This is a genomic window from Agarivorans albus, from assembly GCF_019670105.1.
Taxonomy (GTDB): Bacteria; Pseudomonadota; Gammaproteobacteria; order Enterobacterales; family Celerinatantimonadaceae; genus Agarivorans; species Agarivorans albus.
This window is the reverse complement of record NZ_AP023032.1, coordinates 2824366-2838749: the sequence shown is the minus strand read 5'-3', so window position 1 is coordinate 2838749 and position 14384 is coordinate 2824366. Positions and strand designations below refer to the sequence as shown.

Below are 14384 nucleotides of genomic sequence, written 5' to 3'. Positions count from 1 at the left end.
CCCTGAGTATTAATCAGGTGTTTTATGAGCAAACAGACTGGTTTGGTTTCGACCGTTGTGTTTACTTTGATATAAGGCTTGGTCGGTATTAGCTAACCAGTCTTTAGCACTGGCAGTTTGATCATCTAGCTCTGCCACTCCCAAACTCACAGTAAATGGAATTTCCACTCCATCTACTACTGGTTTTAAGGCCTCAATCGCGGTTCGTAAGCGTTCACAAAAGATTTTGGCATGTTCTGAATCTGTATCGGTTAAAATAACGCCAAATTCTTCGCCGCCATAACGCCCTGCAATATCGGTTTTACGCATAACCTTGCGTAATGTATCACCCACTAAAGTAATAATTTTATCGCCAGCCGGATGACCGTAGGTATCGTTCACTTGTTTAAAGTGGTCAATATCAAACATCACTAGAGAGCTAGGTGCGGTGTTTCGTACAAAGCGATTAAACTCTTGTTCTAATCTATCTTGCCAGTACCCTCGGTTGTATAACTGAGTAAGCTTGTCGGTACGGCTTAGTATTTTTAGCTCTTCATTGACCTTTTGCGCTTCAAGTTTATTCACCGCGTTATCGGTAACATCATAAATAATTAAACTAATATGAGTAACGATACCGGTTAATGACGTAAGCGGAATGATGGTGATGTTTTGGTACATAAAATCTACCGTACCGGTGATTGGGCGATAGTTTTTAAAGGGGAATACGTGCGGTCGCTGTTCCCAGGTGGTAAATGCGCGGTTTTTTAGAAAAAACACCGAATCAATTTTGTGGCGCAGCCAATCTTCTGGAAGCTGAGGAAATAGCGAGAACAGCTTTTTACCTTGGGCTTGGTCGGGACGCAAGCCACTGTGGGTTTCCATGAAGTTGTTCCACACTTGTACTTGGTAGTCTTTATCGAGCACCACTAGTCCGACATCGATAGTTTGTATCATGTCCAGCATCCAGTGGAACTCGTTCATTTCATTTTGATGTTGGCTCATTGGTGCTCAAATAAGTAAGAAATTTTGTTATTTAGAGTTGGCAGCGAATCTTCAGTAATCAGCAATAATAAGTCACATTGAATGTTGTGCTTTTCAATAGTGTAGTTGATTTCAATTGCCAAAGTTTTTTGCCAGCGTTGGGTATTACTGTTTATCAAGTCGCCGATATTACAATGTTGTCCCAATACCACGGGGTGGCCTTGTGAAAAGCCAACATCTAGTTGGTCGGATACACCTTTCAGGCAAGCACCGATAAGAATGTTGGCAATGTCCATTAGCACTTCTAGTTGCCCATTGTCATCTAATTCGCCTTGATAATTCATAAGCTTAGACATATCAGCGAAACTAGAATCATGGAACAAAAGCAGCGCTTCTCCGGCGATACCAGAGCCAATAAAGCCTTGGCAAACCGCCGACATCGCTTCGTTTTCTTCAACCGAAGTCAGCGCCATATGCAATTCACTAGTTTCAAGAATATTAACGTTAGGGATAGGTAAAACGATAAATGCATCGAGTAAGCGCGCTAGTAAGTCGGCTGCTCGTCCCATCGCTACGTTGGCAATCTCTTGGTAGTGGTCCCTAAAATCGACAATTTTTGGTGAAAGCGTATCGTTGACCGGTGCCGGCATTTTATCTAAAGCGGCTAAGTCGTTTTCAAGCTCAAGCAGTTGCTGCGATTCAACAATGCCGTAGGCAACCAAGATTTCACCAATTTTAGCTTTGTTAGTGGGCTTTTTAATGAAATCGAGGGCTCCAAGTTGTTTAACTCGGGTATAGGCTTCGGGTTGAACATCGCCAGACACCACAATAATCAGTGCCGGTAAATCGTTCTTCTGCACTTCTTCCAGTACTTCATATCCGTCCATTACTGGCATGTTGAGATCGAGGAAAACCACGTCTCCTTTACCTTGACGGATCAAGTCAACCCCTTCTTGGCCATGTTTGGCGAAGCTTATCTCTACATCCCAGCCTGGTGGAAGGCTGCGGGCCATTTGCTTTCTTGCGAGGTTGGAGTCATCGCATATGAGAATTGGTAACGACATAATTTACTATTAACTCTCCTTGTATGCTGACAGTATGAAGCTAAATGCCAACCTTGCTAAGTCTCAATTGATAAAAAACAGAGATTTGTATGCCGCGCTTTGAGGTGATTCACAAAAACTGTTCTGTAGTTCGGTGTAAAGATAAGTTTAGTCGAGAAGTTATTGATTATTAGTTAAAGTTTCAAACTTGTGCTGACTGTCTGTTATGCTGCAGGGTCAAAATATAAAAATAAATCTATTAATTAGCGTTAAAGCTAATAAACGGAAGTGGACTTTTAGAGGAACTAAAGTGAAACCAGCAAGATGGATCAGGCAAGGAGTAGTGGCCGTTTGTATACTGTTTTCTGTATGCGCACAGTCTGCCTCGGTGCAAAGTAGTATAGAGTATTATGATGTTAGCGCTCATGATTTAAACCAATTACGTAATCAGCTGAAAGCGCAAGGTCCCCAAAAACAAGGAAATCGTTACAGTATTGCTGCGCAATATAGAATGAATTGGACACCTAAGGTGCAAATTCGTAACGACCGTTGTGAGGCCCTTCAACCGGAGTTACAGCTAAGTGCTGATTTAGTGATGCCTCGTTGGATAAGCCAAAGTAATGCAGATTTTGCAGCCCAGCAATCTTGGATTGGCTATATTGCAGCTGCTCAGCAGTACCACCAAAAAATCACCCGTTTAATAGAACAAAGTGTCGACCGCTTTATTCAGCAAACTCAAGGCTTAAGTGCAACAGAGTGCGACAAACTAGAAGCGCTAATCAATGCCAAAGGCAGAGCGGCTTTAGCTAGCGCACAACAAAAGGTTCGTACGTATCAGCGTCAAACACGTCATGGCGAGTCTTTAGGTTTAACAATACCTTAAGTTATCAGCAATTTTGGCCAAGACTATTTCGTTAGCTTGGCCAATTAGAACGCTGATTCAACACGCTTATCTATTTTTGAATTCACGATAATTTAAGGCTAACGGGCGATTTTTTACTAAACGTCTGTTCCAAAAACGATGTGGATGAACGCAATTTAAAGTACTTTGCTTAAGTGGTATCGGTTCGTTACATAGTTGGGCGGCTAACAACTCCGTAGCAAATGGTGCGCTGCATATTCCTCTTGAACCAAAACCAATAGCAACAAATACTCCACCATAACTTGGAGGGTTCACCTCTTGCCATTGCTGTTGGTATTGCTCACTAAATAATTGTTCCAAATTTGGCAATTGGCCTATCAATGGGAAGTGGTCGCGCACTGCGCAGCGGGTTGCTGCTCGGCCTGGTATATTTGCCAGCTTTAGTTGCTCATTCCACGGTTGGGGCTGACACTTTCTAATTGCCTTTAAGTTGCTCTTTGCTTCGTTGGCTTTTAGCTCAAGGCTTAAATCATTGCGAATGTAACTGGCACCAATGCAATGCTGCTGTTGATTGGCAGGTGTTAAGTAACCTTCGTAACACAATACTTTACTGAGCTTACTTAATTGCGGCGTTGTTTCGATATGGCTGACTTGCCCACGCACAGGGGTGATGGGAAGCTGCTCCGCTTGGGGCAAATTCAATAGATGGTGAGACTGACAGAAAACTATATTGTTGTGTTGTTTTACTTGTGAGCCCAAATGTAGTCTACAGCCTTTGTTCTCCAGTTCAAATTCGCTTAACTCATGCTCGTAGTGCACACTTAACAGACCAGATTGCTCCGCTGCTTTTAGAATGGTTTGCACACATTGTTTTGCATTCACCCAGCCTGCGTGAGGATAAAATAAAGCTTCATCATCTAAACTCACGCCAGCAAGCTCGCTGGCGGTAGCCTTATCTACCGGGTAAACCAAGTTTTTAGGGTAGCCAGCTTGTGCAATATTGAGATTTTTTGCTTGAGACTTTTCGTTGTAAGCCAATTGCAATAAGCCGCAGTAATCGTGTTCAACTTCTAATTGCTGTTGTGCCAATTGCGCCAACACTTGATGATGATAATTAAAGGCATGCTGAAAAAACTCACTAACATGAGGTTGGTTAGGGCTAAGTAAAGGATACACTGCGCCTTGTCGATTGCCGGAGGCCTCTAAAGCCGCAGCGCTATTTTTTTCATATAAACTAACGTTTATTCCACGTTTAACTAAAGCATAGGCGAGGCTAACACCAGCAATGCCCGCGCCAATAATTGCGATGTCTTCTCCCGCTCTAATCCCTTTGCGGCTGTATAGTCGGGAGTTTAGGCTTTGAGGCGCTGTTTGCTGTTTAAAACGGCCCACTAACATGTCACGCTTTCGGCCAAAACCTTTTGCTTTTTGCGTATCAAAGCCTACTTCAATCAAACCTCTTCTCACAAAGCCTGCTGCGGTAAAGGTGGCTAAGGAAGCATCTTCAGCCGAAAGTACAGCCATGCCCTCAAATAATTTTTGTGTCCACATATCAGGATTTTTGCTGGGAGCGAAGCCATCTAAAAACCAAGAGTTAACCAAGCCTCCGCTGATGTTCGGGACTTCTGGCAGGTTGTGGTGCACATCGCCGATCCAAATGTCTAAGGTAATGGGGACCGGGTGGTGAAAGGCAATTCGATGACATCCTGGCGTCATAATCTGAGGGTAGAATGCAATTAGCTGGTCACCGAACTCTTTAAGTTCAGGCCATTGTTTTAGGGCTTGGCTTAGATCGTTTAGTGATAAAGGGTGCTTTTCAAAGCTAATAAAATGTAGTCGAGTTAACGCCGTATCGGGGTTTGTTTCGAGAAATTGCTGGTAATGCTGCCATGCCGCCAAAAAGTTTAAGCCAGTGCCAAAGCCTGTCTCGGCGATAACGTAGCTAGCGGTTTGATGGTTTTGCCAGCGCTCAGTGAGTTGATTTTGTTCAATAAAAACGTAACGGCTTTCGGCCAAACCATTGTCTACAGAAAAATAGACATCGTCGTAATCGGTAGCCACAGGGGTACCTTCTGGATTCCAATGAATCGTGGCTGTTGTGGTGTTATTCACATTATCCGATGAAGACAAAACTTTACCTCGAGTTTTACTAGAAAATTTAAGCGTACACGTGTACTCTCATCCGACCAGATTAGGCTGCAAAATCGGTAACATAGCAGCAAATACAACCCGTGAGACCATCTGATGAAAAGAGCAGTTATCACCGGGCTAGGCATTATATCTAGTATCGGTAACAATAAAGAAGAAGTATTAGCATCCTTACAAGCAGGTAAATCGGGAATTACCCATTCACCTGAGTTTGCCGAGCAAAACTTACGTAGCCAAGTATGGGGTGATTTAAAAATTAACCCAGCTGAGCATGTTGATCGCAAAACCATGCGCTTCATGGGCGACGCTGCAGCATTTTCTTACCTTTCAATGCAACAAGCTATTGAAGATGCCAAGCTAGCCGAAGACTTAGTATCAAACGAGCGCACAGGTTTAGTTGTTGGCTCTGGCGGTGCGTCGTCTAAAAACCAAGTAGAAGCGGCTGATATTTTACGTGCCAAAGGCGTACGTCGTGTTGGCCCTTACATGGTACCTAGAACCATGTCGAGCACCACCTCTGCTTGCTTAGCGACACCGTTCAAAATCAAGGGGGTAAACTATTCCATTAGCAGCGCTTGTGCAACCAGTGCTCACTGTATTGGCCATGCTTTAGAGCTTATTCAATTAGGCAAGCAAGACGTTGTTTTTGCTGGTGGCGGTGAAGAGCTTCACTGGACCCTAGCCATGGAATTTGATGCTATGGGCGCATTGTCGACTAAATACAACGACAACCCAGAACTTGCCTCGCGTACTTATGATGCAGACCGCGATGGTTTTGTTATCTCTGGCGGCGGCGGCATGGTTGTGGTTGAAGAGCTTGAGCATGCGCTTGCACGTGGTGCCAAAATCTACGGTGAAGTAGTGGGTTATGGTGCAACGTCTGATGGTTACGATATGGTTGCGCCATCTGGTGAGGGCGCAGTGCGTTGTATGCGTCAAGCTATGCAAGGGCTAGAAGGTGACATTGATTATGTAAATACCCACGGTACTTCAACGCCGGTAGGCGATGTGAAAGAGTTGGGTGCAATTCAAGAAGTGTTTGGTGGCAACAGCCCATTAATTAGCGCAACTAAAGCGATGACTGGTCACGCATTAGGCGCGGCAGGGGTTCACGAAGCAATTTACTCTTTGCTTATGATGGAAAATGACTTCGTTGCACCAAGCATTAACATCAATACCTTGGATGAAAAAGCCGAAGGTTTGAACATTGTGGCTAATGAAGCCAAGAGCGCGAAGTTAAATCGCGTAATGTCTAACAGCTTTGGTTTTGGTGGTACTAACGCCACGCTTGTAATCGAACGTTTCCAAGACTAAATCAATTTTGTTTGAAAAAAGCTGCCTTTAGGCAGCTTTTTTTTTATGGAATTTATAACGCGTGGTAAGATTGCCCACCTCAAAATTTAGGTAGCCTCCAATAGCATACGCAATGAAGATAGTTGTCGACGAAAATATCCCCTTTGCTCAACAAATTTTAAGCCAACACGGTGAAGTTGTGGCCGTAGATGGCCGAACTATGCAGCCGCAGCAGTTAGTTGATGTTGACGCTTTATTAGTTCGCTCAGTGACCAAGGTAAATCAGCAGCTCCTTGCTCAAGCTAACAAATTAAAGTTTGTTGGTACCGCCACCATTGGCACCGAACATGTAGAGCAAAACTACTTAGCTGAGCGAGGCATTGCTTTTGCTAGCGCGCCAGGCTGCAATGCGATTGCCGTAGGAGAGTATGTAGCAACTGCTTTGTTAGCTGCCACTGAGTATCGTTATCAATCATTAGTTGGAAAAACCATTGCGATTGTTGGTGCCGGAAATACGGGGTCACAAGTGGCAAAGCGTGCTGCAGCTTTAGGTATGCAAGTAATGCTTTATGATCCACCGGCTGCCGAGCAAGGAACTCTCGCTAATTCGGTAAGCTTTGAGCAGGTACTTGATGCAGACGTTATTAGTTTACATGTACCATCAACTAAAAATGGTAAGCACCCCACATATCATCTGTTTAATCAACAGGTACTTAGCAAACTCACACCAGAGCAGATTTTGGTTAATGCTTGTCGTGGGGAGGTCATAGATAACCAAGCCTTGCTAGAATTTGCAGCGCAAGGGAAATCACCGTTGTTGGTATTGGACGTATGGGAAGGTGAACCCACTATACTTGAGCCGCTAGTGAAGTATGCCTTTATTGCCACTCCGCATATTGCTGGTTATAGCTTAGAGGGGAAAATGCGTGGCACCAGTATGGTGTACCAAGCCATGTGCCAAGCATTAAAGATTGAAGCTAACGATTTAAGTGAGCAGTTGTTACCTGTGCCTGAGTTTTCGCAGATCACCCTCAAAGGGGAGTTAACTGATTCTCAGCTAACAAAATTGACCCAACTGGTTTACAACATTTTTGCTGACGATCGCCGTTTTCGCCAGCATGGAGCAAGCCCTTCAGGGTTTGATAAGCTCCGCAAATTTTATCCGCAACGCAGAGAGTTTTCTGCGCTGCAGGTGGTTAATCAACATAAGCAAGCAAACCTAGGTGCGCTTGGCTTTAACATTCAAGAGAACAAGTAATGCAACAGTTTCATAATGTCGCAATTATCGGCGCAGAAAGTGAGCAAAGTCAGCAGTTGCTAAGCCTACTAGAGCAAAGAGAGTTTCCTGCTGCGCAGATTTTTCCTTTAAACATCGACGTAGCAGAAGAGCTCGACGAAGAAGAGCAGGAAAGTCGCTTAAAGTGGCAAGGTCAAAGCCTTGAAATTGCTGAGGCACCGTTAGTTAACTGGTCGGAAGTGAGTGTAGCTTGGTTGCTCTCTAGTGAAGAAGCAGCCGTTGATATGGCTGAACAGGCCCGCCAACTTGGTTGTGTAATTATCGACATGGCGCATGCCAACCAAGAAGCTTATTCATGGGTGCATGCCGCGGTTAACCCTGAACAAGTGGCTGAAGGTTTGTCTGAGCGTTGGTTAAATTGCCCAAGTAGTTTAGCCGGACAATTAGCCTTGCTACTGCACATAATCCAACAAGATGTTGAGTTAGAACGAGTAGAAGTAAATGCCATGCTGAGCGCGGCGAATAAAGGCAAGCTAGGTGTTGATGAACTAGCAGGTCAAACAGCGCGTTTGCTAAACGGTTTGCCGGTTGAGCCTAAACTGTTTGCTCAACAACTTGCGTTTAACCTATTGCCAGAGCAGGGCGAGGAAGCGTTACTGGGTGCTAGCCAATTTGAGGCTGAGTTAAGTGAGCAGTGTCGAGCTATGTTGCAGTCTCCTGAGCTTAACATCAATGTCAGTGCGCAACATGTTCCGGTATTCTACGGCGATACTTTGTCACTGCATTTGTACGGAACCTATTCCTTAGATTTGCTAAGCATTAAAGAATGGTTAACGAACCACCAAGCCTTTGAACTAGTAGAAGATGAACTGGTTACGCCGGTAAGTAACATTGCAAACAGCGAATCGATAGTTCTAAGCCGTTTACGCCAAAATCCAAATACAGAAAATGGTGTTAACTTAACTTTAATGGCCAATAACCCGCAATCAGGTGTGGTAGCGAACGCCGCTTTAATCGCAGAAACTTTAATAAAACAATATATTTAAGCGATTTATGTTTAGATAATTGTCAATGCGCCGATAACTCTAGTTGAGGAAAAGCGTAGTAAAATGCGATCTAGGCGTAAACTGTTAGTTGTTTCGCTAGATCGCTGATTGTTAGCTGGTTATATTAAAGCAATAACAAAGGATTGAAGCGATTCAGTCTCCAGGAAGAAAACAAGGAAAAACTATGGGGCGGAAGATTTCCCTCGTTGCATTGTCGGCTGTTTTATCATTTTCAACTCTCAGTACAGCCATCGCACAAGAAACGGGTACCTTTTATGTTGAGTTAGTGGGGCCAGACGAAGTTGTTGGTGAACCTGAACAACAAACATATGGGCCGGTGCGCAGCAATGACACTTTATGGGCTATTGCGAGTTTAAATCGTCCTTCCCGTTCAATCAGCGTGTATCAAATGATGTTCGCAATATTGAACAAAAACCCACAAGCCTTTAATAACGGCAATATCAACTCAATTATCAACGGTAGCTATCTTTCGCTTCCTACGCTGGAAGAAGCGCAAGCGGTTAACCATCAAGCTGCAGTAAGAGCCTTAGCGCCGAAGAAAACCACTAAAGTGGTTGTAAATAAGCCGGCGGCACAAACAACTACCACCACGACTACGCCAGTTGCTACGCCTAAAGCGGTTACTCCCGCTCGCCCAATGGCAGATGCAGGAGCCTTAGAAAAAACCCAAAAAGATTTAGACTCCTTACGTGATCGCCTAGAAACGAGAATTGACGAGCTAGAGCAGTTAAAACGTCAAGAATTTGATGTACTAAAACAGCAAATGGATGAATCTAGCCAGCAGATGGTAGGTTTGGCTGAAGTAAACCATCGCATGAAAATGCGTATTCAAGAGCTAAGCGATGAGCTGGCCAGTATTCGTGAAGAGTTAAACGAAAACCGTCGCAATCAAACTCAAATATTGCAACTGCTAGAAAAACCAAAAATTGACGCCAGTGAGATGGACAAAGAAAGCAGCTCGGGCTTCTTTTCTTCACCATTAAATATTGGCTTAGTGATTTTTATTCCAATTCTGCTTATTGCACTAGTGATTACCTTGCTGTTTAGACGTAAGGCCAAAAAAGAGCTAGAAGAGCAAGATAAGGAAATGGCTGAATCAACCATCAATATGATGGATGATGAAAATGATGAATTTTCACAGCTATTTAGCGATAACTTAGAACCTGAAGATGAGCAAACTGAGGACTTAAACAGTCAGTTTGAAGAAGATGAGCCAGACCTAAGTGTTGATGAAACGATCCCAGAGCCTGAATCGTTTGAAGATGATACCGATGATTTAGAGCCCGAAATTGAAGAAGCTAGCTTTGAAGACTTTGCTGCTGCGCAAGAAGAAGCTGACCCGATTAGTGAGATTTCTTTAGACGACAGTGAAATGGCGGCTTTAGATGCCTTTGAATCTGACGACCTTGTTCCCTCTCTAGATGATGCACTTGAGGAAGAAAGTCCAGCGGAAGAAGATCCAGATGCGGTAATTAGCGCCGATGACCTTGCCGCTGCCTTAGCCATGGACGACGAGGAAGACTTGTTTGAAGTGAGCGAAGAAGGTCCGGCTGATGACGATGAGCTTTCATTTGAAGATGCACTTAAACAGCAGCAAGAAATGGAAGCTGAGTTATCGGAAGTTAGTGAGCAAGAAAAGGTCGATTTAGACAACATTGATTTATCAGCAGAACTAGATGAAGACGAGTTAACTACGCTTGAAGACCCAACTGCTAGCCTAGAAGATGAGTTTGAGAATTTAGAGGGTGGATCAGGAACGCTTGAAGATGCCGCCGCTGACTTAGCAGCATTAAGTGCTTCCGAAGAAGTAAGTGAAGCTACAGAGTCTGAGAGTTCTGCTGGCGAAGAACCAGAAGCTTTTGACTTAGATGATGATTTTGTTGATTTAACCGAACTGGAACTTGAAGATCCATCTATTGAGGCTGCGGAGGAAGCTGCTGAAGCCGTTACCGATAACGTTACCGATATCGGTGATTTTGAAAGCGAGCTTGAAGACCTAGCGCTCGAGCCTCTGGCTGAGGAAGAGACGCCTGAGCTGTCCACAGATTCACTTAGTGACGATACGAAAGATAAAGAAGATGAAGTTTCTGACGATGACATTGATAGCATGTTTGCCAGTTTTGGTTCAGATGCTTTCAATGAAAACGCTGAAGCCACTGAGCAAGATGAACTTCCTTCTCGTAGCGACATCGAAGAGCGAGAGTTTGTCGACATCGATATGCTTTTAAATGATGCAGACGAAGACAGTACTGACGAAGCCGATCCTTATGACAGCCCAAGCCTGGACGTAGAGCTTGATTCGTTCCCTGATGTACTACCGCAAGAGCAACCTGCCGTTGATGTTGACGCAAATGCCGAAATGGCTTCCAAGCTTGATTTAGCGAGAGCCTATTTGGAGATCGACGATCAAGACGGCGCTAAGAAAATTCTTCAAGAAGTACTAATTAGCGAAGATAAAAGTTTGAAGAAAGAAGCCGAGGAGTTACTTTCTCGCTTTAGCTAAAACTTAGTTATACGGAAAAAGGCAGTGATCTTATCACTGCCTTTTTTGTATCTGCTATTCAACAGAGGGTGCTGATAAAGCGGTGACTTTGTGCTGTCATTTTTTTATCATAGCCGCCAAAGATACAATCAGTGGTAATTTATGCGCATCGCTTTAGGCATCGAATATGATGGTGCCGGATATTTTGGTTGGCAACGCCAACGAGACGTTCAATCAATCCAGCAAGAATTAGAATCTAGCCTATCTATCGTGGCTAATAGCCCGATCGAGGTGCAATGTGCAGGTAGAACCGATGCCGGCGTTCATGCAACCGGACAAGTGGTACATTTTGATTCACCCGTTGAGCGCAAAATGGCGGCTTGGACTTTAGGCGTAAATGCTAACATGCCAAAAAATGTTGCCGTGCGCTGGGCTAAACCGGTTAGCGACCAATTTCATGCGCGTTTTAGCGCTACTGCCCGTCGCTATCGCTACGTTATCTATAACAGCCGATTTCGCCCAGCAATCCTTAATCAAGGCTTGAGCTTTTATCATCAGCCGCTAGATATAGAGTTGATGGAACAAGCAGGGCAAGCGCTGCTAGGGGAACAAGACTTCACCTCTTTTCGTGCTGTGCAGTGTCAAAGCCGCAGTCCATTCCGCCGAGTTGAACATCTAAAAGTGAGCCGCTACAACGATTATGTAGTGGTGGACATTAAAGCCAATGCTTTTGTGCATCACATGGTTAGAAATATTGTTGGTAGTTTATTGAAAGTAGGCCAGCAAGAGCGACCAGTAGAATGGATTGCTGAGTTATTGGCAGTAAAAGATCGCGCTCAAGCTGCAGCCACTGCCAAAGCGGCTGGTTTGTATTTAGTTCAAGTTGATTATCCTGAAGAATTTGAATTACCAAATTTGCCCATCGGACCGTTGTTTTTGCCAGCAAGTTAAAAAAAACTGTACGATAATGAAGGGTTAGACCAGTTTTATGTAAAATATTTTGGCCAATTGTGGTTTAATTGCCGCCATTCAATGCATTCTGTTATCACGGCGATTTTATCGCCTATTGAGAAGTAAGGTTCCCGATGAGTTGGTTAGAGAAAATTCTTCCGAAAAGTAAAAGTGCTTCTGGTAAGCGACGCAATATTCCAGAAGGTGTATGGACCAAGTGTGCTTCCTGTGAGCAAACTTTATACCGTGCAGAGGTAGAACGTAACCACAATGTTTGTCCCAAGTGTGACCACCATATGCGGATTGGTGCTCGTGACCGCTTAGAAGCCTTCTTAGACCAAGATGGTCGTGAAGAATTAGCGGCAGAGCTAGAGCCTCGCGATAAGCTTAAGTTTAAAGACAGCAAAAAATACAAAGACCGTATTGCTAGCGCTCAGCGCAATACTGGTGAAAAAGACGCATTAGTAGTAATGAAAGGTGAGCTGAAGGGTTTGCCTGTAGTGGCTTGTGCCTTTGAGTTTGCCTATATGGGTGGCTCTATGGGCTCGGTAGTGGGAGCACGCTTTGTAGCCGCAGTAGATAAGTGCCTATCAGAAAACCGCGCTTTGATTTGTTTTTCTGCCAGCGGTGGTGCACGCATGCAAGAAGCCTTGTTCTCGCTAATGCAAATGGCGAAAACCTCGGCGGCGTTGGCTAAAATGCGTGAAAAAGGTTTACCTTATTTCTCAGTGCTTACGGATCCGACGATGGGTGGTGTATCTGCCAGCTTTGCAATGCTGGGTGATATTAATATTGCCGAGCCAAAAGCGTTAATTGGTTTTGCTGGTCCTCGCGTTATTGAACAAACCGTTCGCGAGAAACTACCTGAAGGATTCCAGCGCAGTGAGTTTTTGCTTGAGAAAGGCGCTATCGACATCATTATTGACCGCCGTAACATGCGTGACCGCATTGCTGGAATGGCTTCAAAAATGATGGGCATTGTAAGCACAGATACCGAGGTGTTGGTTGAGCCTATCGATGCTGATGAAGACTTAGGGCCGACTATTTCTGCCAACGAAAAAGAATAATATGTCGTCTAAGAAAGAAGCTCAAAGCCGGTCTCTTGCAGACTGGCTTTGTTATTTAGAAGCCCAGCATCATAGCGCGATTGATTTAGGTTTAGAGCGGGTTGCCAAAGTGGCTGAGCACGCAGAACTACGTCATTTAGATGCTACGGTGATTACCGTGGCCGGCACTAATGGTAAAGGGTCTACCTGCGCGCTACTTGAACAGATTTTGGTTGCGCAAGGGTATCAAGTTGGTGTTTATAGCTCACCACATATCCTTGATTATCGAGAGCGAGTCAGAATAAACGGTCAGCTGCCCGAAGCCGAAGCATTTTGCCAGTCATTTTCTGCCATTGAAGAACTTCGCCAAGAAACCAGTTTAAGTTATTTTGAGTTTGGTACGCTTGCTGCCGTTTGGATGTTTGCCCAGCAGCCTTTGGATTACGTCATTTTAGAAGTCGGCTTAGGCGGACGTTTAGATGCTACCAATATTGTTGAGCCTGATGTGAGTGTGGTTACAACCGTTGCCGTTGACCATGTAGATTGGTTAGGTGACGACATACAGCAAATTGGTCGCGAGAAAGCCGGTATATTTCGTGAAAACGGTAACGTGGTAGTAGGGGACAGTAATATAGTTGCCAGCGTATTGGAATGTTCGGCACAACTCAACTGTAATCAACTAGCCGCTGGGAAAGAATATCAGCTGGAAAAAGAGGCGGATAGCTGGGCTTATCGTGGCGTAAAGCTGACTTACCAAGGTCTGCCTTATCCTCGTTTGCCTGTAGTGAATGCAGGCGCCGCTATTGCTACCTTAGAACACCTTGGGCTTGAAATACCTAGCGCCGATTTGTCGAAAGCAATCAAAGAGTGGCAACTGGCTGGTCGCTTGCAAGTCATTTCACACAAGCCTTTGGTCGTGGTAGATGTGGCGCATAATCCGCAGTCTGCTAATTACTTAGCCTCTCAATTACCCTCGCTAGCTAATGGCCGTAAAATTATTGCGCTGTGCGCGATGCTGGGTGATAAAGATATGCAACAGTCGGTACAACCTTTAGTTGGCATGGTAGAGCAGTGGCATATTAGCGGTTTAGCTGGACCTCGTGGTGACGATGGTAGTGCATTGGCGAGTTGCTTAGCCTCTCAAGCAAGCTTAACTCGTTACCCGCAGTTGGCTCAGGCTTATTCTGCTGCCCTCAAACTATTAGACGATAACGCCATGTTAATTGTGTTTGGTTCTTTTTTTACCGTGGCCGAGATATTAGAATTGTCTTCTTCAGCAACAGCAGAGAGTTAAC

11 protein-coding genes are annotated in these 14384 nt (G+C 44.5%); 8 read left to right on the top strand and 3 right to left on the bottom strand.

Going from position 1 to position 14384, the window contains the following annotated elements; all coding sequences use genetic code 11:
• Window positions 1-9 precede the first annotated feature (9 nt).
• Window positions 10-981, bottom strand: a complete 972-nt coding sequence (locus K5620_RS12720) for a GGDEF domain-containing protein (RefSeq protein WP_016403422.1) — start codon at window positions 979-981, stop codon at window positions 10-12.
• Window positions 978-2024, bottom strand: a complete 1047-nt coding sequence (locus tag K5620_RS12715) for a response regulator (RefSeq protein ID WP_040307574.1) — start codon at window positions 2022-2024, stop codon at window positions 978-980. Before K5620_RS12715 ends, K5620_RS12720 begins: the two co-directional genes overlap by 4 nt.
• A gap of 289 nt (window positions 2025-2313) precedes the next feature.
• On the opposite strand from K5620_RS12715, the gene K5620_RS12710 reads away from it, so the two are divergent.
• Complete coding sequence (locus K5620_RS12710; RefSeq protein ID WP_194164089.1) at window positions 2314-2886, top strand: DUF922 domain-containing protein; 573 nt, start codon at window positions 2314-2316, stop codon at window positions 2884-2886.
• A 66-nt stretch (window positions 2887-2952) separates the two neighbouring features.
• On the opposite strand, the gene mnmC is transcribed toward K5620_RS12710, so the two are convergent.
• Complete coding sequence (gene mnmC, locus K5620_RS12705; RefSeq protein ID WP_084681980.1) at window positions 2953-4995, bottom strand: bifunctional tRNA (5-methylaminomethyl-2-thiouridine)(34)-methyltransferase MnmC2/FAD-dependent 5-carboxymethylaminomethyl-2-thiouridine(34) oxidoreductase MnmC1; 2043 nt, start codon at window positions 4993-4995, stop codon at window positions 2953-2955.
• Window positions 4996-5109: 114 nt separating this feature from the next.
• Here mnmC and fabB point away from each other — a divergent pair, with 114 nt between their 5' ends.
• The 7 genes from fabB (at window position 5110) to folC (ending at window position 14383) form a co-directional block, all read left to right on the top strand.
• Complete coding sequence (fabB, locus tag K5620_RS12700; protein WP_016403418.1) at window positions 5110-6327, top strand: beta-ketoacyl-ACP synthase I; 1218 nt, start codon at window positions 5110-5112, stop codon at window positions 6325-6327.
• Between the two features lie 112 nt (window positions 6328-6439).
• Entirely contained in the window at window positions 6440-7564 is a 1125-nt protein-coding gene (locus K5620_RS12695; RefSeq protein ID WP_016403417.1) for a 4-phosphoerythronate dehydrogenase, read from the top strand.
• A complete protein-coding gene (locus K5620_RS12690) occupies window positions 7564-8589 on the top strand; it encodes an Asd/ArgC dimerization domain-containing protein (RefSeq protein WP_016403416.1) in 1026 nt (341 codons plus the stop codon). The genes K5620_RS12695 and K5620_RS12690 overlap by 1 nt, the downstream gene beginning before the upstream one ends.
• Window positions 8590-8773: 184 nt before the next feature.
• Window positions 8774-11113 (top strand): FimV/HubP family polar landmark protein, encoded by a 2340-nt coding sequence (locus K5620_RS12685; protein WP_016403415.1) that lies wholly within the window; start codon window positions 8774-8776, stop codon window positions 11111-11113.
• Between the two features lie 141 nt (window positions 11114-11254).
• On the top strand, window positions 11255-12043 hold the full coding sequence (truA, locus tag K5620_RS12680) for a tRNA pseudouridine(38-40) synthase TruA (RefSeq protein ID WP_016403414.1): 789 nt from the start codon (window positions 11255-11257) through the stop codon (window positions 12041-12043).
• Between the two features lie 134 nt (window positions 12044-12177).
• Window positions 12178-13110, top strand: a complete 933-nt coding sequence (gene accD / locus K5620_RS12675; RefSeq protein ID WP_016403413.1) for an acetyl-CoA carboxylase, carboxyltransferase subunit beta — start codon at window positions 12178-12180, stop codon at window positions 13108-13110.
• A gap of 1 nt (window position 13111) precedes the next feature.
• The gene (gene folC, locus K5620_RS12670; RefSeq protein WP_016403412.1) at window positions 13112-14383 is read left to right on the top strand and encodes a bifunctional tetrahydrofolate synthase/dihydrofolate synthase; all 1272 of its coding nucleotides are present in this window, start codon (window positions 13112-13114) and stop codon (window positions 14381-14383) included.
• Window position 14384: the final 1 nt, after the last annotated feature.